The organism is Clostridium sp. AF50-3 (assembly GCF_003477445.1).
Taxonomy (GTDB): Bacteria; Bacillota; Clostridia; order Lachnospirales; family Lachnospiraceae; genus Otoolea; species Otoolea fessa.
Window position 1 is genome coordinate 44150 of record NZ_QUDH01000009.1, and the last position, 22201, is coordinate 66350.

The window sequence follows — 22201 nt, forward strand, 5'->3', positions numbered from 1 at the left end:
CAGAAATGGAGAAATACATTGGAAAATATTCTGTAAAAGATTTTTTATATCTGATTCTGGGCGCATTTATCTACAGTATCGGCACGCACAGCTTTATTGAGACGGCGAATATTGCGCCGGGCGGTGCGGTCGGCGTGGCACTGATGTTAAACCATGTGACGAACCTGCCGGTCGGACGGCTGACACTGATGGTCAATGTGCCGCTTTTAATATTGGCGTGGTTTCATTTGAGCCGTGCCTTTGCGCTGCGGACGGCGTTTGCGTGCGGAATCTGTTCGGTGGTGCTTGACTACGTGATCGCCCCGGTCTTTCCGGTTTATATGGGCGACCAGCTTATGGGAAGTCTCTACGGCGGCATTCTGGTCGGCGTCGGCATGGCGTTCATCTTTCTGTCCGGTTCGACGACGGGCGGCAGCGATGTGGTCGGCTACCTGCTCCAGAAGAAATATCCGCATGTCTCGATCGGGCGCGCCTGATGATGATCGATGGAATCATCCTCTCCACCTCGATCTTCGTCTTTGGAAATGTCGATGCGGCACTGTTCGGACTGATTTCCCTGTACGCGCAGACGAAGGTCATCGACATGATCATCTACGGAAATGATGCCGGAAGCGAGGCGTCGATCGTGACGAAATACCCGCAGAAAATCGCAGAACGTGTCATTAAGGAAATTGACCGTACGGTAACGCTGCTTCCGGGCAAGGGCGGCTACAGCGGCGAGGACACAACGGTGGTTTTATGTACCGTCCGCAAAACGGAGTTCAATCGTTTAAAACGCATTATTGCGGAGACGGATGAGAATGCGTTTGTGATTGTGAAGGAAACCTCGGGCATTTTTGGACTTGGGTTTAAGGATGTAGCGGAGGCACAGCAGTAGGAGCCGGGATTGGAATTAGAAAATAGCGGGATATGCCGCGAACAAGGCGAATATAGATATTATAAGAATGCATCAGGAGCGGTGCACTTGAACGAATGGTTTGAAACACACCCGTTTCTAAAACAAATGCGAAGGCGGCTGTCAGTGGAATTGGCAGTCTGCCTTCTTTTATTTTGCGGCGTCTTTCTGGCGGCACGGTATGCGGGGCTGGCATCAGCGGGGGCGGACGCTGTGCTTGGAAAGAAAAAGCCGGTTGTTTTCTTGGACGCCGGGCATGGGGATTTTGATCCGGGAAAGGTGAGTGTGGACGGAAGCCTGGAAAAGGACATCAATCTGGCAATCGCGAAGCGCCTGAAATGGTATCTGGAGCAGTCGGATGTGGAGGTCGTGATGAGCCGGGAGGATGACCGGGGACTTTACGATACGTCAGCCGGAAGCCGGAAAATGTCCGACATGAAAAACCGCTGCGCCCGCGTCGAGGAATCCGGCGCGGATTTGGTCGTCAGCATCCACCAGAACAGCTACCACCAGGAGGACGTATCCGGTGCGCAGGTATTTTATTACCGGAAGTCAGAGAAGGGGAAACGGCTGGCGGAAATACTGCAGAAGCGCTTCGACTATGCGCTGGGAGACCAGAACCGCAGAAAAGCCAAACCGAATGACAGCTATTATCTCCTGCTCCACGTCAAATGTCCGATTGTCATCGTCGAGTGCGGATTTTTGTCTAACTGGAAAGAGGCGGCACTGCTGAAAACAGAAGAATATCAGGACCGCGTGGCGTATACGCTACATATGGGGATTATGGAGTATCTGAATGGGCGCTGAAACCTTGAACTGGCGAGGAATCTTGTGTATACTAGGAGTACTTAGCGAGGTATTTTCGAGCTTAGTACGAGTCATGCCGCGCATACTAGGAGTACTTAGCGAGGTATTTTCGAGCTTAGTACGGAAGATAGATTTATTCATTGTAAGATAGTAGAAAGAAGAATCAATATGCAAAACGAAACCAAAAAAGAACTTCACACCCAGATGTGGAAGATAGAAAATCCAAAGGACTTTACGGCGCATGACCGGGAGGTGCTTGAGAAGGCGGCAGCGATCATCCGCGCGGGCGGTCTGGTGGCATTTCCGACGGAAACGGTGTACGGATTGGGGGCGAATGCGCTGGATGAGGCGGCAGCGAAGAAGATTTATGCGGCGAAGGGACGCCCGTCTGACAACCCGCTGATCGCGCATGTGTCCTGTCTGGAGGAGATCGCGCCGCTGGTATCGAATATGCCGGAAAATGGCAAAAAGCTTGCAAAGGCATACTGGCCGGGACCGATGACGATGGTATTTCCTAAGAGCGCGATCGTGCCGTATGGAACGACCGGCGGGCTTGACACGGTGGCAATCCGGATGCCGTCTGATCCGATCGCGGCAGAGTTAATCCGTCTGTCCGGCGTGCCGATCGCGGCTCCGAGTGCGAATACATCGGGACGCCCAAGCCCGACGCGTGCGGATCACGTGCTTCAGGATATGGACGGAAAGATTGATGCGATCATCGACGGCGGTCCGGTTGGAATTGGTCTGGAATCGACGATCGTGGATGTTACGGAGGAAATGCCGATGGTTTTAAGACCGGGTGCGATTACCGTGGAGATGCTGCGTGAAACGGTCGGGGAAGTCGGCATTGATCCGGCGATTTTAGGACCAGTCAGCGCGGACGTGCGCCCGAAAGCACCGGGAATGAAATACCGCCATTATGCACCGAAAGCCGATCTGACACTGGTCGAGGGCGAGACGGAGGCAGTTGTGGAGACGATCAACCGCCTGGCAGGCGAAAAGCTGGCAGAAGGGCGCAAGGTTGGAATTATCTGCACGGACGAGACGAAAGACCGTTACCCGGCGGGGATGCTGGAAAGCATCGGTGCGCGGGCGCGTCAGGAGACTGTTGCACACAACCTGTATGCGGTTCTGCGCGATTTCGACGATCGTGGCGCGGAATATATCTTTTCGGAAGGATTTTCGGAAGACAATTTAGGACGGGCGATTATGAACCGGCTCAATAAGGCGGCTGGCTATCATATTTTGAAGGTGTGAGACGATGCGGTACTTATTGGCGGCGATTAATGCCAAATATATACATTCAAATCTGGGAATTTACAGCCTGAGACGGTATGCGATGGAGCGGCTGGGGCTGGGACAGAAGGATGAGCAGGGTGCGGTTGTTGGAATGGAAATGGTTTCGGAGGCAGCAGAAGGCGCGAATCGAACGAAAACCGTGTCGGAAATCCAGATCGATCTCGGCGAGTACACCATCAACCACCAGATGGATCAGATTCTGCAGGATATTTACCGGAGAAAACCGGATGTGGTGGGATTTTCCTGTTATATCTGGAATATCGTTTACGTGAAGGAACTGGTCCACGATTTGAAAAAGGTTCTTCCGCAGGTCCGCATCTGGATGGGAGGTCCGGAGGCTTCGTATGACGCGGTTCACCTGATGGATGAGCTGCCGGAGGTCGAGCTGATCATGCAGGGCGAAGGCGAGGAGACCTTTACGCGGTTGGTGGAGGCGTGTGAGTGCGGGACGGAGGTTTGTTTTTCAGAGCTCCCAGGCATTGTCCTACGCCGTTCGGATGGCACCATCGAGGTCCATCGCCCGGCGCCGCTCATGAATCTGGACAACATTCCATTTTCCTACGGAGATTTAAGCGGGCTGGAACACCGCATTATCTACTATGAGAGCAGCCGTGGATGCCCATTTTCCTGTAGTTACTGTCTGTCCTCGATTGATAAAAAAGTGCGGTTCCGCAGCCTTTCGCTGGTGACGAAGGAACTGCAGTTTTTCCTTGACCGGAAGGTGCCGCAGGTGAAGTTCGTAGACCGGACGTTTAACTGCAAAAAGAGCCATTCGATGGCGATCTGGCAGTATTTGCTGGATCACGATAATGGAATTACCAACTTCCATTTTGAAATTTCATCGGATCTTCTGGATGATGACGAGCTGGCGCTGATGAAACAGATGCGTCCGGGGCTGATTCAGTTGGAAATCGGTGTGCAGACGACGAACCTGGTGGTTGTGAAGGAGATCCGGAGGACGATGGATCTAGACAAGGTGGCGCGCCGTGTGGCGCAGGTCAACACCTTTGGCAACATCCATCAGCATCTCGACCTGATTGCGGGGCTTCCGTATGAGGATATCGAGAGCTTTCATCGTTCCTTCAACGATGTATACAAAATGGAGCCGGAACAGCTTCAGCTTGGCTTTCTGAAGGTGCTGAAAGGTTCCTATATGGAAGAAATGAAGCAGAAATACGGTCTGCTCAGCCAGAGCAAGCCGCCGTATGAGGTGCTTAGAACCAACTGGCTTTCCTATGAAGAGGTGATCCGTCTCAAGGGTGTGGAAGAGATGGTCGAGGTCTATTACAACAGCGGGCAGTTCCGCCGCACGATGAAATGCCTGTCGCAGGAATGGGGCGATGCGTTTGATTTGTATGACCGCCTGGCGGCATTTTATGAGGAAGAGGGACTGAATGGAGTGAGCCATAACCGGCTGGCACGGTATGAGATTTTGTATCTGTTTATTCAGAAATGGGGGAACAAAGAAATTTCCTATCAGGATCTTCTCATTTATGACCTCTACCTCCGTGAAAACGTCAAGAGCCGTCCATCTTTTGCCCCGGATCCGTCGGAGTGGAAGAACGAGACGAAGCAGTTTTTCATGCGCGAGGCGAAGGAACGCCGTTATTTGAAGGGCTACGAGGCATACGATTCCAGACAGATGGCGAAAATGGCGCATTTAGAGCGGATGGAAGACGGAAGCTTTGTGCTGTTTGATTACAAAAACCGGGATGCTCTGTTTGGCAATGCGGCGGCATTTTCCATTTCCCAAGATGAAATATAGTGAGAAATGGGATTTTCCAGAGAAAGACAGGAAAAAGAAATTGCGGATGGCGGCAGTCTGAACATCTGAGAATGGGAAGAAATGTAAGATAGCCATATTTTAAATTAGATGGATAGTAAACTGTTCAGTAGGTCTGTGCATTTACTGCGCGTGACTGTGAAGGTACTGAACAGTTACGATGGATAAATAAAATGGAAAAAACAGACAATTCTTATATAGCGATTGACCTGGAGACAACAGGGTTAAATCCCAAAACCGAGCGGATCATCGAGATTGGCGCGGCGCGGGTGGAAGATGGAACCGTGGTGCAGACGTATTCGACGTTTGTCAACCCGGAGCGGGAACTGGATGCGCGCATCCGGGAGCTGACGGGAATCTGTGACGATGATTTGAAGGATGCGCCGGTGCTGGATACAGTTTTGCCGGAACTTCTGGCATTCTGCGGGGAGCTGCCGCTTCTGGGGCATCATGTTATCTTTGATTTCAGCTTTCTCAAGCGGGCGGCGGTCAACCGGAAGTATACATTTGAGCATGCGGGGCTTGATACCTTGAAAATCTGCCGCCATTTTATGCCAGAGGAGGAAAAAAAGAATCTGGCAGCCGCGTGCCGGTATTTTGCGGTGGATCCGGGCGAGAGCCATCGGGCGCTTTCGGATGCGCTGGCGGCGCACCATCTGTATCAGGAGCTTAAAAACAGGTATTTTCTGGAAGTGCCGGAGGTGTTTGCACCGCAGCCTTTGATTTACAAGGTAAAACGCGAACAGCCCGCGTCAAAAAAGCAAAAAGAAGTCTTGCGGGAATTACTAAAATATCATAGAATAAATTTATCTGCGCAGATTGATACGCTTTCGAAAAATGAGATTTCGAGACTTACGGATCAGATTATCGCGCAGCATGGCAGAATGCAGAAGAGGTGAGAGATATGTTTAAATTTTCAAATCAGAAAACACGCCAGATCGTATCAGCGGTTGTTATTATAATCGTAGTAGTAGCGATGGTAGCGGGAACCATTTTGGCAGGTCTTATGATGTAAAGGTTCGGTAGATGATGAAAAAAAGAAATTGGATGGCAGGCGTATGCGGTGCGGCAGTGATGGGACTGCTTATAGCCGGTACGGGCACCGCGTCAGCGGGGACGATTCCCACGGGCTTTCAGGTCGGTGGGTTTGATCTTTCCGGGATGACACGGGAAGAGGCGGATCAGACGATTGAGAAATCGATCGGGGAGATGGAAAATCAGACCATTTCGATCCGGGTAGAAGGTCATGAGGTTCAGACGACGGCGGCGGAGCTGGGATTTTCCTGGGTCAACCAGAACGAGATTGATGAGGAAGTGGAGAAACTTTCCGGCGGAAATCTTCTGCGCCGGTATCTGAATCAGAAGGAATTAGAGCAGTCCGGTGTGGATCTGCAGATTGAGACAGCGGTCGATGAAGCGAAGGTTGCCGAGTTTGTGCAGACCCGGTGCGCGGAATTTACGACAGCGCCGCAGGACGCTGTGATCACGCATGAAAATGGAGTCTTTCAGGTCAGCCAGTCTTCGGCGGGACAGGAAGTGGACATAGATGCGACGACAAAAGCACTGAATGAGGCGCTCGCGGGCGGTCTTTCGGAACCGGTTTCGGTGGATGCAACAGTCAAAAATGCAGAGCCGACCCGCACGACAGAGGCATTATCTACGATTCAGGATGCACTTGGAACATTCAGTACCGGATTCAACCCGGGAAATGTGTCTCGTTCCAAGAATCTGCGGAACGGTGCGGCGAAGATCAACGGCACGGTTCTGATGCCGGGAGAAGAATTTTCGGCTTATACATGGCTGACCCCATTTACGGTGGAAAATGGCTATGCATCGGCAGGTTCCTATGCGAACGGTCAGGTAGTCGATACGGTCGGCGGTGGCGCCTGCCAGATCTGCACGACGCTCTACAATGCAGCGCTTCTGGCGGAGATGGATATCACCCAGCGCCAGAATCATTCGATGATTGTTACTTATGTTCCGGCATCGCAGGATTCGGCGATCGCGGGTACTTATAAGGATCTGAAATTTAAAAATCCATACGATACCCCGATCTATATGGAAGGGGCAGTGAACGGCGGAACTATTTCATTTACGATATATGGAAAAGAGACACGGCCGGCAAACCGGACGATCAAATACGTTTCGGAGACACTGTCGAAGAAGGATCCGGGCGAGCCGATCACAAAGGTGGACGCATCTTTGAAGCCGGGTGCGAGGGTGAAGGAACAGTCGGCGCACTATGGGCTGCAGTCACGGCTCTGGAAATACGTCTACGTGGACGGCGTGGAGACGGAGAAAACCTTGCTGCAGACGGATACCTATATGGCATCGAAGGCAATCTACCGTGTAGGTCCGGCCGTTGCAGCTGCGGCACCGGCGGTTCCGGCTGGACCGCAGCCTGAGACACCGCAGCCTGAGACGCCACAGCCGGAAAATCCGGTTCCGGCACCGACGGAAGCACCGGCAGCACAGGAGCCGACCCCGGCACAGCCGCAGGGACCAGCCGGTCCGGCGCAGGAAGCAGCGCCGCCGATGGAGTGATAGCTTATATCGGATCATATATAGTGATGGTATGAGAGCAGAGATTTGTGGTAACATGGCGTGGTAAACGCAGAAAATTACTGTACTTGAATGTGAAGCTGGGAAAGGAATCAGAATGAACATAAAAGATGAAATTTTCGAGGCATACGGGGAGATGAAAGCCGAGCAGGATCTTCTGGCGGTCGGTTACACCGCGCTTCTTGGTACCTCGATGGCGGCAAAAAGCGGCGAGGCGGCGCTTTTGAACCGATTTTCTGCACGGTATGTGAGAGAATGCCAGAATCTCTATGAGAAATGGAATCCGTCTCCGCTTCTGGAGGCATTTGCTGCACATAAAGAGCGGAAAGTGCTGACCCGTCTCGGCGCATCTGCGTGGTATCCGGCGGGCGGGGGCGGCGTCATGGCAGCGCTGTGGCATTTTTTTGATGGATTCGGACTCGGATTTGAGATGGATCTTAGGAAACTTCCGATCCGCCAGGAGACGGTGGAGGTCTGCGAGGTATTTGACCTCAATCCATACCGTTTACAGTCCCAGGGTTGCATTCTGCTGACGGCGTCTAGCGGTCCGAAACTGCTAAAGAATCTGGAGAGAGAGGGCATTCCGGCGGCGCTCATCGGTCGGACGCGCACAGCGATCGGACGCGAGATTTACAGCGGCGAAGTACATAGCTTTCTTGACCGGCCAAAACCGGATGAGATAGATAAAATGAAAGACTTACCAAAATCCCATTAACAGGAGGTAGTAAAGTGAGAGAGAGAATTTTAGCGGTCATTGAAAAAAACAGCCGCATCAGCGTCAAAGAGCTGGCGGATTTACTCGGGGAAAATGAAGCTGCGGTCGCGGCGGAGATCGCCGAAATGGAAAATGAACATATCATCTGCGGTTACCATACCCTGATTAACTGGGATAATACAGATGAGGAGAAGGTCATTGCACTGATCGAAGTAAAGGTAACGCCGCAGCGCGAGATGGGCTTTGACAAGATTGCCGAGAGAATCTATCAGTACAGCGAGGTGACCTCGGTATACCTGATGTCCGGCGGCTATGATTTTACCGTTATGATCGAGGCGAAAACCATGCGTGCAGTTGCACAGTTTGTGGCAGAAAAGCTTTCCACGATCGATTCTGTGCTGAGTACCGCGACCCATTTTATTCTTAAAAAATACAAAGACCATGGTACCGTTCTCTGCGACGGTCCTCAGGATGAAAGGATGTTGATTGTTCCGTGAGAAACCCATTATCAGATACGATTGTAAATATTCCGCCGTCCGGAATCCGGAAGTTTTTTGACGTTGTCAGCGAGATGAAGGGCGCGATCTCCCTGGGCGTGGGCGAACCGGATTTTGATACACCGTGGCATATCCGCGAGGAGGGCATTTATTCGCTGGAAAAAGGACGTACCTTCTATACGTCGAACTCTGGTTTAAAGGAACTGCGCCAGGAGATCTGCCATTATCTGAAACGTCGTCAGCGTCTTGAGTATGATCCGAATACAGAAGTGATGGTAACGGTCGGCGGCAGCGAGGCGATTGATATCGCCCTGCGCGCGATGCTCAATCCGGGCGATGAGGTTCTGATTCCGCAGCCGAGTTACGTTTCCTATGTGCCGTGTACGGTGCTGGCGGGCGGTACGCCGGTCATTATCGAGCTGGAGGAGAAGGATGAGTTCCGTCTGACGCCGGAGAAGCTGCTGGAGAAAATCACACCGAAAACAAAGGTGCTGATTCTTCCATTCCCGAACAATCCAACGGGCGCGATCATGAACCGCACCGATCTGGAGGCGATCGCGAAGGTGATTGAGGAGAAGGATCTGTTTGTGCTGAGTGATGAAATTTATTCCGAGCTGACCTACAGTGGCAAGCACGTTTCCATCGCGGAGATTTCCGGGATGCGTGACCGCACGGTGTTGATCAACGGATTTTCCAAGGCATATGCGATGACCGGGTGGCGTCTCGGCTATGCGGCGGCTCCAGCGCTTATCTTAAAACAGATGCTGAAAATCCATCAGTTTGCGATTATGTGTGCGCCGACCACCAGCCAGTATGCAGCGGTTGACGCCCTGCGGAATGGCGATGAGGACATTGCCCGCATGAAGAAAGCCTACGATGAGCGCCGCCGCTATCTTTTGAGAGAGTTCCGGGGGCTCGGCATGGACTGTTTCGAGCCGTATGGAGCATTTTATATGTTCCCGTGCATCAAACGGTTTGGCATGACCTCGGATGAATTCGCAAACCGCCTGTTACAGGAAGAGAAGCTGGCGCTTGTGCCGGGCACCGCGTTTGGAGACTGCGGCGAGGGCTATCTGCGTGTTTCCTATGCGTATTCGCTGGAGGATCTGCAGAAGGCGATCGAGCGCATCAAGCGGTTTGTGGCACGGCTGGATGGAGAGAAGAAATGTTAAATATTGTACTCTATGAACCGGAGATGCCGATGAATACAGGAAATATAGGACGAAGCTGCGTGGCAACGAACACGCGGCTTCATCTGATCGAGCCTCTCGGTTTTAAATTGAATGATAAAATGGTAAAAAGAGCGGGTCTTGATTACTGGCCGCATCTGGACGTGACAGTTTACAGCGATTTTAAAGATTTTCTGGAGAAGAATCCGGCGCGCGCCCGTATATGGCGACCACGAAGACGACGCAGGTGTATACGGACGTTCACTACGATCCGGACTGCTATATCATGTTCGGACCGGAAAGCCGCGGCATCCCGGAAGAACTCCTGATCGAAGACCCGGAGCGCTGCGTCCGCATCCCGATGTGGGGTGAGACGCGCTCCCTGAATCTGTCAAACTCGGTGGCGATCATTCTGTATGAGGCGCTGCGGCAGAATGGGTTTGAGAAGATGAATACGGAGGGGCATCTGCATCACCTCCAGTGGAAATAAGGTGGATTCTCTCCCACACGTGCGTCATCAACGTCTCAGATGAAACAGGAATTAGTGGCACCAAGTCCCACAGGCACTGATATTTCCGTCGCATTCGGTGTCGGAGTCAGTGCCATTTTTATTGTTGTCCGGCAGGTGGACGCCGCAGGATGGTCCGCTATTTCCGCTCCGGTCAAAGTGAAGCATTCCGTTTAAGAAGTCTTCGACGCGGTCTTTAGGAGCGCCTTTGGCGCCGCCGAGAACCTGGATGCTGGTTTCGCGCAGGGCGATCATCATCGGGATCGGAAGGGCGTCGCAGAGGAGGACGGCAGTATTTTCTTTTTTCAGAAACTCGACCAGCGCGCCGGGATCGTTTGCATAGGTCTGTTTCACGATTTTGGTGGAAATAATCTCATCGTCAACTACATCAAAAATTAAAAATTCTTTCACCTGAGCCAGGTGGGAGCAGATTTCTCCGTTTTCATAAGGGACTGCAATTTTCATGAGTGACCTCCTTTTTTAGAGATAGTATAGCGCTTAGAATTGAAAAATCAATATAAATGTATATGTTATTTATGAAAAAATATATAATAGACATATATGGAGGTGGCTTGTATGGATGGAGTAAATATTGAGAAGAATGAAAAGAAGGATGTGTTACTGATAGCAATCGAAGAAGGAAGAACGATTGTAAAAGATCCAAACGCACCGAGATATTCCAGTATGGAAGACTTAAAAGTGGCATTGGAAGTGTAATATCTTTGATAGAAAAAGAGAGCCAGCAGAATGCACTTCTGTTGACTCTTTTTTGCAATTATGATTTGAAGCAGCAAACCCCTTAATCCGACTTAACTTCTTTCCACAAACTATTATAAAGCTCGTCCGCCTCATCCCCAAGATACCGGTAAACCTCGCAGTTTTTCAGCTGCTTCGCATCTGGGAAGACGGCTTTGTTGTTCTGGATTTCTTCGTCCAGCATTTCCTTGGCTGCCTTGTTTGGCGTCGCGTAGGTAATGTACTCAAAGTTTTTGACTGCGACATCCGGGCGGCAGAGAAAATTGATCCATTTTTCTGCGTTTTCCTTATTTTTCGCATTTTTCGGAACTACCCAGGAATCGAGCCAGACGTTGGTTCCCTCTTCCGGGATTACGTATTCCAGGGAGAATGGGAGGTTCTGTGCGGCTACCTCATCCTGGATGTACATGATCTCGCCGGAGTAGATGACGCCGATGGCTGCCTCGCCGCCGATCATCTTGTCACGTACCTGATCGATGACGTAAGCCTGTATGAGCGGTTTTTGGTCAATCAGATCCTGCTTTGCCTGCTGGAGTTCGGTTTCGTCGGTCGAGTTGGCAGAGAAGCCGTCTTTTTTGAGCGCTACCATGAAGGCATCGCGGACGCTGTCCTGCATCAGGATCTCGCCTTTATAAGCCGGATTCCAGAGATCGGACCATTTGGTCGGAACCGGAAGTCCTTTTTCTTCGATGAGCTTCGTATTATAAAGAATACCGACGGTTCCCCAGGTGTATGGCACGGAATATTTGTTTTCCGGGTCGAACTGCTTGGACATTTCCATGTACTGCGGGTCAATGTTTTTGACATTTGGAATGTTGTCAAAGTTGAGTTCGGCAAGCAGGTCATTTTCCTTCATTTTCTGAATCATGTAGTCGGATGGGCAGACTACATCGTAGTTGACGCCGCCGGCTTCGATGACCGGATACATTTCTTCCAGTGTCTCAAATACGTCGTAGGTAACCTTGATTCCGGTTTCCTGTTCAAATTCCTCAATCAGGTCCGGATCAATATATTCGCCTGCATTGTAGACGTACAGTTCGTTTGAATGAGTCGTGGTGTAGCGGCTGTAGGTGCTGACACCAACGACAAGCAGAATCAGCGTGCAGGCAAGTCCCAGAACGCCGTTCTTGATCTGGTTGTTGCGTTTGCGGCGCTTGATGGTCTCTGTGTCAATCACAGTCGCATTGCCGGTGGATTTTTTCTCCGGGGCAAAGTTGGTGATCAGCAGGAGCACCAGGACTGCCACGAAAATCAGCGTGGACAGGGCGTACATCGTCGGCTGGATGCCTCGGCGCACCTGGCTGTAGATCAGGGTGGATAAGGTATCCATACCGGCACCTCTTGTAAAGTGCGTAATGATAAAATCATCGAGGGACATCGTAAATGCCATCAAAAAGCCGGAGAGGATACCCGGGACGATGTCCGGAAATACGACCTTGAAGAAAGCATATAGCGGTCTGGCGCCGAGATCCAGAGCGGCTTCGTAGGTGTACCGGTTCGTCTGCTTGAGTTTCGGCATGACACTTAATATCACATATGGAATATTAAATGTGATATGCGCGATCAGCACGGTTTTAAATCCGAGAGAGATACCGAACGCGATAAATGCCAGCATCAGGGAGATACCGGTTACGATATCGGAGTTCAGCATCGGGATGTTGTTGATTCCCATGACGATGGTGCGCGGAATCCGTTTCATGCTGTTGATGCCGATGGCGGCGATCGTGCCGATGACGGTCGCGATCAGAGCCGACGCAAACGCGATGAGCAGCGTATTGTTTAAGGCATTCATGATGGCGGAATCCTGGAACATCTGCGTATACCAGCGGGTGGTAAAACCGCCCCAGACGGTTCTCGATTTTGTGTTGTTAAAGGACAAAACGATCATGGTCACGATCGGGATGTATAAAAAGAGCAGGATGAGCGCCAGGTAAAAGTCCTGGAAAAACTGTTTTAAGCGGTTATGTTTCATCAGAACGCATTGCCCTCCCCTTCTTTATCGTATTTGGCGATAAGCGCCATACTCAGTAAAATGAAAATCATCAGAACCAGCGAGAGACCGGAACCTAAGTGCCAGTTGCTTCCCTTGGTGAACTCCTGCTCGATGACATTTCCGATGAGCAGGATCTTGCTGCCGCCTAAGAGACTGGAAATAACGAAGGTTGTCAGCGCCGGGACAAATACCATGGTAATGCCGCTGATGATGCCCGGGATGCTGAGTGGAATCCAGATGTGAATGAGTGTCTGGAAATTGTTTGCACCCAGGTCTTTGGCGGCGTTGATGGTATTGTCGTCGATCTTTGCCAGCACATTATAAATCGGGAGAATCATGAAAGGCAGGAAGTTGTATACCATGCCCAGAATGATCGCCCACGGGGTATTGATGATGGCAATATTTGGCAGATGGAGAAAGGAAAGAATGCCGTTGATAACGCCATTTTTCTCCAGGAGCGTCTGCCACGCGAGGGTGCGGAGCAGGAAATTCATCCACATCGGAAGGATGAAGACGAATACCATGAAGCTGCCTGCCCCAATGCCGCGGCGGCGCAGCACCAAAGCCAGCGGATAGGACAAAAGCAGGCAGATGGCGGTCGCAGCCAGAGACAGACCCAGGGATAAGAGCAGCGCCTTCATATGCTCCGGTGTCGTGATGGAACAGACATTTGCCAGTGTAAATGCCCCGCTTTTGGTTGTCAGACCGTAGTATACGATCAGCAGGAGCGGGATGATGGTAAAACCGATCATCCAGAGAATATAAGGACCGGCGAAGAGCCGTTTCACGTTTGATTTCATGCTAAGTCCGACTCCTTTCTATTCATTGACGCCCACAGCTTCCTCGTCCTCTGACGCCGGCTTGTTCATGATCTGGATGTCAAACGGGTCTACATGGATGCCGACCTTCTCGCCGACCGGGAACATATCCGTGCTGTGAACCAGCCATTCATAGCCGTCCGGTGTGGTGACTTCCATCTCATAGTGGACGCCCTTAAAAATCAGGTGGGTGACAATGCCCTGCAGCGTGCCTTCCTCTGGTTTTACGAGGTCGATGTCCTCCGGGCGGATGACAACGTCTACCGGTTGGTTCGTTCCGAATCCCTTATCGACGCAGGCAAATTTCGCACCGAAGATTTCAACCAGCTCGTCGTGGATCATCAGACCGTCCACGATGTTGCTCTCGCCGATGAAGTCGGCAACGAATGCGTTTTCCGGCTCGTTGTAGATCTGTTCCGGGGAACCCATCTGCTGGATATAACCCTGGTTCATGACAACGATGGTATCGGACATCGTCAATGCCTCTTCCTGATCGTGGGTAACATAGATAAAAGTGATGCCTAACTCATTTTTCAGACGGATCAGCTCGTACTGCATATCCTGGCGCAGTTTTAAATCTAGGGCACCGAGCGGCTCATCGAGAAGCAGGACCTTTGGCTCGTTGACAATCGCACGCGCAATGGCGATACGCTGCTGCTGGCCGCCGCTCAAAGAGTCAATGCTGCGATGCTCAAAGCCGTCTAGGTTTACAAGCTTTAAAGCGTACTTAATTTTGTCATCAATATATGTTTTTGATTTATTCTTAATTTTTAGCCCAAATGCGATATTATCTGCGATGCTCATATGCGGAAACAGTGCGTATTTCTGGAATACGGTGTTTAGTTGGCGCTTGTTTGGCGGAAGTTTGGTGATGTCTTCGCCGCCGAAAATTACTTTTCCTGTATTTGGGGATTCAAATCCGCCGATGATGCGGAGCGTGGTCGTCTTGCCGCAGCCGCTGGGACCTAAGAGCGTTACAAAGGAATTTTCCTTTACTGAAAGGCTCAAGTCATCCAGGACCAGGGTGTCGTCAAAGCGTTTCGAGATATGCTGTAAATCGATTAATGGCTGGCTCATGCGTTTCCTCCGTAAATAGTAAAATAATGTGTAGTATTAGAAACTTGGCGGCGAGCTGACCCAGAGGATCGTCGCGCCGGAGCGGCTTTCAAGGTAATGCGTCTTGTCGCTCGTATAGTAAAAAGATTCGCCCTTTTTGGCTTTGTACGTCCGGTTCCCCAGATGAATCAGGATGCTGCCGGAAAGAACATAGCCAAATTCCTCACCCTCATGTGGGCTGTCCGGATAGGTGGAGCCGCCGGCACCGAGTGTCAGGCGGATTGGTTCCATCGTGTTCTTCTGGGCGTTCGGGATGATCCACTGAATTTCATTTTTCAGTTCCGGATCTTCCTTGATAAAATAGTCGTTTTTTTCAAATACAATCTGCTCTTCCGGAGCCTCGTTGAAAAACTCCCCTATGGTTGTGCCGAGACACTGGAGAATATCCATCAAAGTAGCGATGGACGGGGAGGTCAGATCGCGCTCTACCTGGGAGATAAATCCCTTCGAAAGCTCTGCGCGGTCAGCCAGCTCTTCTTGCGTCAGACCCTTTAAAATTCGCAGTTCCTTTAATTTTCCTCCTATACTCAACAGAGGGAACCTCCTTTCCTGGTTTCATAGGAAATTGCGTCCTATGAAACAAAAAACGCTCCGCGAGGATGCGCTAGGGCACATTCTTTTTTATAAAAACCGGGTGGGAAAACCATCCGTCCGGCGTTTTTTAGAAACATGCAAAAGTAAGATGAAAGTTTAGAAATTCTAAAATGAATGTAAAATTAATCTTTTTGTTTAGAAATAATAAACTTGCTTCCGAGTATCTATTATACAGAATGTGGGGAAGGTGTCAAGGAAAAAAACGGGAAAATCCGGGGGTTCTCAAATTGTGTGAAAAAAGGGTGCAAAAATGGCGGTATGATGATAAAATAGGGGCAGATAATTTGATAGAAACCGTTATAACGGTTCTGGGGGATCAAAGGAGGAACATTTCATGCAGGATAAATATATGGCATATGTGGGTTCTTACTCATACAACGGTCAGGCAAAGGGAATTACCGTGTATGATGTGGATGTAAAAAAGGGAAAATTTATCTACCGGTGCGAGGTGGAAGTGGACAACTCTTCCTATTTAACTGTTTCACATGACGGGCGGATGCTCTATTCCATCGCGGACGAGGGCGTTGTGGCGTTCCGGATTCTGGAAAATGGCGCACTCAGCCGTGTGAACAGCGCAAATATCAAGGCGATGCGCGGCTGCCATATTGCGACCGATGCGGAGGACAAGTTTATCTTCGTATCCGGCTATCATGACGGCAAGGAGACGGTGGTCCGCCTGAAACCGGACGGTTCTATCGGGGAAGTGACCGACGGCGTTTACCACAAGGGACTTGGAAGCGTGGCAGAGCGCACGTTCCGCCCGCATGTGAGCTGTGCGGAGCGCACGCCGGATGGCAGATTCCTGCTGGTAGCCGATCTGGGAATTGACCAGGTCAAGATTTACAGGTTTGATGGCGAGAAGGGAACCCTTTCATTGGTGGACGCGATCCGCTGTGATTTGGAATCTGGTCCGAGACATTTCATGTTCAGCAAGGATGGAAAATTCTTATATTTGATGTATGAAATCAAAAATGTGATTGATGTATACACGTATGAAACGGGCGATCGTGTGCCGAAGATCGAGAAGATCCAGACGATTCCATCGACCGCACCGGAGCGCACCAGCCAGCTGACTGCAGCGTGCACGATCCGGATGTCCGAGGACGAGACACATCTGTTCTGCAGCAATGCGGGCGATAATTCAGTCAGTGTCTACGAGCGCGATGCACAGACGGGGCTTTTGAAGCTGCTCTGCTGTCTTCCGATCAGTGGAGATTACCCGAAGGATATCGCGATTTTTCCGGATGGAAACCATCTGGCGTCGATCAACCACGGCAGTAACAGCATTTCTTTCTTCCAGGTGGAATATAAGGAGAAACTGCTGGTGATGAGCGGACGCAGTATTTCGGTGAATGAGCCAAACTGCTGTGTGATTACAAAGGTACCTACGAGAGGAAAGAAAGCAGACTAAATGGCAGAAGGAGTTAATAGCGAGAATGGCAGGATCAACATACGGAAAAATACTGACAATGACAACGTGGGGCGAATCCCACGGCGCAGGCGTGGGCGTGGTCGTAGATGGCTGTCCGGCGGGGCTTGCGCTTTGTGAGGAAGACGTTCAGCGTTATCTGGACCGCCGCAAACCGGGGCAGAGCCGTTTTACGACGAAGCGCAGCGAGAGCGATACGGTGGAGATCCTGTCAGGCGTTTTTGAAGGGCGGACGACGGGCACGCCGATCTCGATGCTGGTGCGGAACCAGGATCAGCATTCGAAGGATTACAGTGAGATCGCCAGTTATTACCGTCCCGGACATGCGGATTATACCTTCGATGAAAAATACGGTTTCCGGGATTACCGGGGCGGCGGACGTTCTTCGGGACGCGAGACGATCGGACGCGTGGCAGCAGGCGCTATCGCGGCAAAGCTGCTGGAATCCTTGAACATTCAGGTAAAAGCATACACGAAAGCGATCGGACCGGTGGAAGTGGCGCCGGATCGGTTTGATCTGGCGGAATGTGAAAAGAATAAGCTGTATATGCCGGATGCTGCCGCAGCCGCAGAGGCAGAGCAGTATCTGGAAAGGAAGATGGCGGAGAAAGATTCTGCTGGCGGTATCGTGGAATGCGTGATTGCCGGTCTTCCGGCAGGGCTTGGTGAACCGGTTTTTGATAAATTTAATGCGAACCTGGCAAAGGCAATCTGCTCGATCGGTGCTGTTAAAGGCTTCGAGATCGGAGAGGGTTTCCATGCGGCGCAGATGGCAGGAAGCGAGAACAACGACGCATTTGTCATGGATCCGGATGGAGGCATCGGCAAGGCGACGAACCATGCAGGTGGCATTTTAGGCGGTATGACGGATGGAAGCGAAGTTGTGTTCCGTGCGGCATTTAAACCGACCCCGTCGATTGCCGCAGAGCAGAGAACCGTCAATAAGAGCGGCGAGGAGATCGGCATCAGCATCAAGGGACGCCATGATCCGATCATTGTGCCGAGAGCGGTTGTCGTGGTTGAGGCGATGGCGGCATTTGCGGCGGCGGATATGCTGCTGGGCGGCATGACGGCGCGGCTGGATCGGATTCAGGAGTTTTACCGGAAGTAAGGGAATGTAAATAAAAATTTTGGAAAAGCTGCGGCGGGCTCAGCCTGTTTGGTCCGCGGCTTTTTCTGGCATTAAATCAGGAGGCAGCAGGATGAGTGCAACAGGAATTTCAAAAGAAATAGAGACAGCAGGACAGTTAGAGGAGCTGCGCCAGGAGGTACGGATTGCCGCAGAGGAACTTCTCAGTGCGGCAAATATGAAGCCGGGACAGATTTTGGTGGTCGGATGCTCGTCCAGCGAGATTGCATCGCATAAGATCGGTTCCTATTCCAGCGCCGAGATCGGAAAAGCGGTGTTTGAGGAGCTGTATGCAGTCACCAAGTCGCAAGGGCTTTATCTGGCGGCACAGTGCTGTGAACATCTGAACCGGGCGCTGATTGTGGAAGAAGAAGCGGCGGAAAAATATGGTCTGGAGATAGTAAACGTCGTGCCGCAGCTAAAAGCAGGCGGTTCCTTTGCAACGGCAGCCTATGCGGGATTTGAACATCCGACAGCCGTAGAGCGGATTCAGGCACACGCGGGCATCGATATCGGAGACACTTTCATCGGTATGCACCTGCGCCCGGTTGCAGTTCCGGTGCGGACCTCGATCCGTGCGATCGGCGGCGCCCATGTGACGTGTGCGAGAACGAGGCTGAAATATATTGGCGGAGAGCGGGCGCATTATCTGGATGCGAAATAAAGAAAATGAGGAGTAAAAAAAAACGTGGAAATCAGGAAAAATGATGAATTTGAACTGACAATCGAAGATATGAGCGAGGATGGAGCCGGGATCGGAAAGCAGGACGGTTATATCTGGTTTGTAAAAGATGCCGTGATCGGGGATCGGATCCGGGCGCGGGCGATGAAAATGAAGAAAAATTATGGCTTTGCCCGTCTGATGGAGGTGCTGGAAGCATCCAAAGACCGTGTGATGCCGGAATGCCCGGTCGCAAGACAGTGCGGCGGCTGCCAGCTTCAGATGATGAGTTATGAGGCGCAGCTTCATTTTAAGGAGCGCAAGGTCTACAATAACCTGCGCCGGATCGGCGGGATGGAGAATCTGCGGCTGCCGGAGCGGGCGGATGAAGTGAGTGTGCCTGAGAATGTATCTGAAAGAAATACATCCGAAAGGATGGAGACAACCGATGCGGGGGTGAAAGCAGAGAACGTGTCGGGGAAAAGTGCCGGGGAAGGTGTGGATAAAACTATCACCATGGAGCCGATCCTGGGGATGGAGCACCCGTGGCGCTACCGCAACAAGGCACAGTTTCCGTTTGGACGCGATAAGGATGGAAGAATCATTGCCGGATTTTACGCGGGACGCACCCACCATATTGTGGAAGCGGAGGATTGCCTGCTGGGTGTCGAAGAAAATGCGGTAATTCTGGATATTATCAAGAAAATCATGGAAGAATACCAGATTGCGCCATATGACGAGGAAACGCATAAGGGTCTGATTCGCCATGCATTGATTCGGAAGGGATTTTCAAACGGCGAGCTGATGGTCTGTCTCGTCATCAATGGAAAGAAGCTGCCGCACGCGGATATTTTTGTGGAACGCTTAAAAGAAGTCCCTGGCATGACCAGTATTTCCTACAACATCAATCAGGAAAAAACAAACGTGATTCTTGGTGCGGAGCTTGTAAACTTATACGGACCGGGCTATATCACAGATAAAATCGGAAATGTATCGTACCAGATTTCGCCGCTTTCTTTCTATCAGGTCAATCCGGTGCAGACGGAAAAACTCTATGGAACGGCGCTGGAATACGCGGGGCTGACCGGTGGGGAGACTGTATGGGATCTGTACTGCGGAATCGGAACCATTTCCCTGTTTCTGGCGCAGAAAGCGAAGAAAGTGTACGGTGTAGAGATCGTCCCTCCGGCGATCGAGGATGCCCGCCGGAACGCGGCATTAAATGGCATGGAAAATGTCGAGTTTTTTGTCGGAAAGGCTGAAGAGGTACTTCCAAGGGAGTATGAAAAAAATCAGGTCTATGCCGATGTCATCGTCGTCGATCCGCCGCGCAAAGGCTGTGACAGCGTCTGCCTCGACACGATCGTCCGGATGCAGCCAAAGCGGGTAGTCTATGTCAGCTGCGATTCCGCCACATTGGCGCGCGATGTGAAGTATCTGAATGAAAGAGGATACGCGGTGGAGCGCGTGAGATGCTGTGATATGTTCGGGATGAGCGGGCATGTGGAGACGGTAGTTCTTTTGTCCCAACATTGAGACAAGAGTACTTGTCTCGATGAACGCGGCAGTCGGCAAATCGAGATGCAAGCATCTCGGCTTGCCTCGTTGCTCGCGCAAAAACCAGATGACACGATAGAGATCGATTTAGACCTGAACGAGCTGGATGCAACCAGTGCAGAGCCGAAAGCGACCTATCAGGAAATCAAAGATTATGTGCTGAAAGAATTTGGCTTGAAGGTTTCAAATTTATATATTTCTCAAATCAAAAGGAAATGTGGAATCGAAGTAGGAGAGAACTATAATCTGCCAAGTAGGACGAAAAATCCTGTTTGTTCAGCTTTTGTGTTTATAAGGGGTCAAAGAAGAAGCAAATTACAATTCTATAGCAAGTGATCTTTTCTAAATTTTGGAAGGCTGGTTTTTCCGTCATAGCTAGTTAAGATTGAGTATATCTATCATAACACGAACATATATTTGATTCAAGAAAATGCGGATATTTTTAAAGTGATTGTGTCAATTTACAATCAATTTCTATTCAATGTGGTTTTCCGGTAGGTTCTGTAAAATAAGCTCAGATCAAAACAATGACGGGAGGAGCTTATGCAACAGAATATTGAATTTGAACGGTGCATTGATTTTCTGGTACGGATGATTGATAAGTACGGCGATGAAGTCCTCCGAGAGTTGGAGGAAGAAAAACAGAATAAGGAAGAAAAAGAAGCGGCAGTTTCCTGAAATACAAAATGTAAATCAGACTGTCGCTTTTTTGTGAAATTATTCGGCTGCGTTATCTTTTACTTCTGCAAGCATATAAGGATTGAATTTACTTTTACGCTTAAATATAATATAATTTAAGCACAAAAGCAAATATCAAGGATAAGGAGGACAACTATGTCAATATCAGATATTTTGGAATCGCTAATTGAAAAAGACAATGGATATTTGATTACATCGAAGGCCGTTGAATCAGGTGTATCAAAGCCATCTGTCTCAAAATACGTCAGAGAGCATGATATGGAAAAAGTGGCACATGGCATTTATATTTTAGATAATGTGTGGCCAGATGAGTTGTTTGTACTCCAGCAACGAAATAAGAATATTATTTATTCGGGCGAGACCGCCCTTTATTTGCATGGTCTTATCGACAGAGAATACAGTCATATTTGTTTCACTGTTCCTACCGGATATAATGCAACACGTATCAAAAAGAAAAACAAAAAAGTTCGTTACGCAAACCCAGAGATTCTTGATATGGGGACCTGTGAAATCCCGTCAAGCAGCGGTAATTTGGTTAAAGTGTATGACAAGGAAAGATGTATTTGTGATTTGATTAAAGATCGAAAGAAATATGAAATTCAGTTATATCAGACAGCAATCAAGGAATATATGTCCTCGAAGGAAAAGAATCTTTCAAGATTGATTGAGTATGCGGTTAAACTTGGAGTAAGGGATGAAGTGATGATGTATGTGGAGGTAATGATATGATTCATACAGCGGAACAAGTTTTGAAGAAATATCCTCTAAGAGATAGTGAAATATCTATTGTCTTAGAGGATTTTTGTTGAAGAATTTTAATATTCAAGAGTTTGTTTTTTCCTCTTTGACATTAAGCTATGGTTTAAGCCGTAGCTGGCTTTATGTTAGTAATTTTGGAGTAGGATTCGTGAGAGTTCTACCCTGTTGTTGATTTTGACAGTGATGTAAGAGAACGACGGATATGCAGTGAAACCATAATACAATAAAAAGAATATTTGCTGATTTCTCATGAACGTGATACACTTATAGATAAGCTGTATCGGCTGTCGATCACGACCGTTTCGGCGGTGTGAAAATGAGAAATTCCGGCACCGGAGGCTTTCAGAGTCACGATCATGCGACCGTGCGAAAGTTCCGGTGCCTTTTTATTTCAAAGGAAAGTGCGCCCTGATGAAAGCGGCAGAGAATATTTTGAGCGGTATTTGAGAAAGGAA

Annotated in this window: 23 protein-coding genes and 1 pseudogene; 19 read left to right on the forward strand and 5 right to left on the reverse strand. The window is 50.0% G+C overall.

From position 1 onward, the window contains the following. The first annotated feature begins 5 nt into the window (after window positions 1–5). The 11 genes and pseudogenes from DW085_RS11090 to trmL all read left to right on the forward strand — a co-directional run bounded on the left by DW085_RS11090 (window position 6) and on the right by trmL (window position 10217). Complete coding sequence (locus DW085_RS11090; RefSeq protein WP_284525736.1) at window positions 6–476, forward strand: YitT family protein; 471 nt, start codon at window positions 6–8, stop codon at window positions 474–476. Then, window positions 476–877, forward strand: coding sequence for a DUF2179 domain-containing protein (locus DW085_RS19820; protein WP_284525737.1), 402 nt, complete (start codon window positions 476–478; stop codon window positions 875–877). Before DW085_RS11090 ends, DW085_RS19820 begins: the two co-directional genes overlap by 1 nt. Window positions 878–964: 87 nt before the next feature. Continuing rightward, on the forward strand, window positions 965–1702 hold the full coding sequence (locus tag DW085_RS11095) for an N-acetylmuramoyl-L-alanine amidase (protein WP_333489847.1): 738 nt from the start codon (window positions 965–967) through the stop codon (window positions 1700–1702). Window positions 1703–1906: 204 nt separating this feature from the next. Further along, window positions 1907–2959 (forward strand): L-threonylcarbamoyladenylate synthase, encoded by a 1053-nt coding sequence (locus DW085_RS11100; protein ID WP_181357271.1) that lies wholly within the window; start codon window positions 1907–1909, stop codon window positions 2957–2959. Between the two features lie 4 nt (window positions 2960–2963). After that, window positions 2964–4766, forward strand: coding sequence for a B12-binding domain-containing radical SAM protein (locus DW085_RS11105; protein ID WP_118492780.1), 1803 nt, complete (start codon window positions 2964–2966; stop codon window positions 4764–4766). Between the two features lie 191 nt (window positions 4767–4957). Continuing rightward, the gene (locus DW085_RS11110) at window positions 4958–5683 is read left to right on the forward strand and encodes a 3'-5' exonuclease (RefSeq protein WP_118492789.1); all 726 of its coding nucleotides are present in this window, start codon (window positions 4958–4960) and stop codon (window positions 5681–5683) included. A gap of 127 nt (window positions 5684–5810) precedes the next feature. Further along, entirely contained in the window at window positions 5811–7328 is a 1518-nt protein-coding gene (locus tag DW085_RS11115; RefSeq protein WP_243017806.1) for a VanW family protein, read from the forward strand. A gap of 115 nt (window positions 7329–7443) precedes the next feature. After that, window positions 7444–8061 carry an AIR synthase-related protein gene (locus DW085_RS11120; RefSeq protein ID WP_243015256.1) on the forward strand — a complete coding sequence of 206 codons (618 nt, stop codon included), beginning with the start codon at window positions 7444–7446 and terminating at the stop codon, window positions 8059–8061. 14 nt (window positions 8062–8075) lie between these two features. After that, window positions 8076–8558 carry an Lrp/AsnC family transcriptional regulator gene (locus DW085_RS11125; RefSeq protein WP_022358850.1) on the forward strand — a complete coding sequence of 161 codons (483 nt, stop codon included), beginning with the start codon at window positions 8076–8078 and terminating at the stop codon, window positions 8556–8558. Further along, window positions 8555–9730, forward strand: coding sequence for an aminotransferase class I/II-fold pyridoxal phosphate-dependent enzyme (locus tag DW085_RS11130; RefSeq protein WP_118492791.1), 1176 nt, complete (start codon window positions 8555–8557; stop codon window positions 9728–9730). The genes DW085_RS11125 and DW085_RS11130 overlap by 4 nt, the downstream gene beginning before the upstream one ends. Beyond that, window positions 9724–10217, forward strand: a pseudogene (trmL, locus tag DW085_RS11135) (tRNA (uridine(34)/cytosine(34)/5-carboxymethylaminomethyluridine(34)-2'-O)-methyltransferase TrmL). Before DW085_RS11130 ends, trmL begins: the two are co-directional and overlap by 7 nt. Window positions 10218–10268: 51 nt before the next feature. Here the strand turns inward: trmL and DW085_RS11140 are convergent. Beyond that, window positions 10269–10700 carry a NifB/NifX family molybdenum-iron cluster-binding protein gene (locus DW085_RS11140; protein ID WP_118492793.1) on the reverse strand — a complete coding sequence of 144 codons (432 nt, stop codon included), beginning with the start codon at window positions 10698–10700 and terminating at the stop codon, window positions 10269–10271. 111 nt (window positions 10701–10811) lie between these two features. Here DW085_RS11140 and DW085_RS19170 point away from each other — a divergent pair, with 111 nt between their 5' ends. Then, window positions 10812–10952, forward strand: coding sequence for a hypothetical protein (locus DW085_RS19170; RefSeq protein WP_182430873.1), 141 nt, complete (start codon window positions 10812–10814; stop codon window positions 10950–10952). Between the two features lie 82 nt (window positions 10953–11034). On the opposite strand, the gene DW085_RS11150 is transcribed toward DW085_RS19170, so the two are convergent. From DW085_RS11150 to DW085_RS11165, 4 genes are read right to left on the reverse strand one after another with little or no spacing between them, the layout of a single operon-like run. Beyond that, a complete protein-coding gene (locus tag DW085_RS11150; RefSeq protein WP_118492795.1) occupies window positions 11035–12963 on the reverse strand; it encodes an extracellular solute-binding protein in 1929 nt (642 codons plus the stop codon). Continuing rightward, window positions 12963–13784, reverse strand: coding sequence for an ABC transporter permease (locus DW085_RS11155; RefSeq protein ID WP_022358845.1), 822 nt, complete (start codon window positions 13782–13784; stop codon window positions 12963–12965). The genes DW085_RS11150 and DW085_RS11155 overlap by 1 nt, the downstream gene beginning before the upstream one ends. An 18-nt stretch (window positions 13785–13802) precedes the next feature. Further along, window positions 13803–14879 (reverse strand): spermidine/putrescine ABC transporter ATP-binding protein, encoded by a 1077-nt coding sequence (gene potA / locus DW085_RS11160; RefSeq protein ID WP_118492797.1) that lies wholly within the window; start codon window positions 14877–14879, stop codon window positions 13803–13805. 36 nt (window positions 14880–14915) lie between these two features. Next, window positions 14916–15449, reverse strand: a complete 534-nt coding sequence (locus tag DW085_RS11165) for a helix-turn-helix domain-containing protein (protein ID WP_022358843.1) — start codon at window positions 15447–15449, stop codon at window positions 14916–14918. 397 nt (window positions 15450–15846) lie between these two features. Between DW085_RS11165 and DW085_RS11170 the strand changes: the two genes are divergently transcribed. From DW085_RS11170 to DW085_RS11195, 7 genes are all read left to right on the forward strand, one after another. Continuing rightward, window positions 15847–16923 (forward strand): lactonase family protein, encoded by a 1077-nt coding sequence (locus DW085_RS11170; RefSeq protein WP_107001837.1) that lies wholly within the window; start codon window positions 15847–15849, stop codon window positions 16921–16923. Window positions 16924–16948: 25 nt separating this feature from the next. Next, window positions 16949–18052: a chorismate synthase gene (aroC, locus tag DW085_RS11175; RefSeq protein ID WP_118492799.1), complete on the forward strand. Its 1104-nt coding sequence runs from the start codon at window positions 16949–16951 to the stop codon at window positions 18050–18052. A 91-nt stretch (window positions 18053–18143) separates the two neighbouring features. Beyond that, window positions 18144–18734: a TIGR01440 family protein gene (locus DW085_RS11180; protein ID WP_118492800.1), complete on the forward strand. Its 591-nt coding sequence runs from the start codon at window positions 18144–18146 to the stop codon at window positions 18732–18734. Window positions 18735–18764: 30 nt separating this feature from the next. Then, window positions 18765–20267, forward strand: a complete 1503-nt coding sequence (gene rlmD, locus DW085_RS11185) for a 23S rRNA (uracil(1939)-C(5))-methyltransferase RlmD (RefSeq protein ID WP_118492866.1) — start codon at window positions 18765–18767, stop codon at window positions 20265–20267. A 45-nt stretch (window positions 20268–20312) separates the two neighbouring features. After that, window positions 20313–20624, forward strand: a complete 312-nt coding sequence (locus DW085_RS19825) for a hypothetical protein (RefSeq protein WP_227589665.1) — start codon at window positions 20313–20315, stop codon at window positions 20622–20624. A gap of 207 nt (window positions 20625–20831) precedes the next feature. Then, the gene (locus tag DW085_RS20195) at window positions 20832–20966 is read left to right on the forward strand and encodes a hypothetical protein (protein ID WP_255646893.1); all 135 of its coding nucleotides are present in this window, start codon (window positions 20832–20834) and stop codon (window positions 20964–20966) included. Between the two features lie 156 nt (window positions 20967–21122). Continuing rightward, the gene (locus DW085_RS11195; protein ID WP_118492802.1) at window positions 21123–21716 is read left to right on the forward strand and encodes a type IV toxin-antitoxin system AbiEi family antitoxin domain-containing protein; all 594 of its coding nucleotides are present in this window, start codon (window positions 21123–21125) and stop codon (window positions 21714–21716) included. Window positions 21717–22201: the final 485 nt, after the last annotated feature.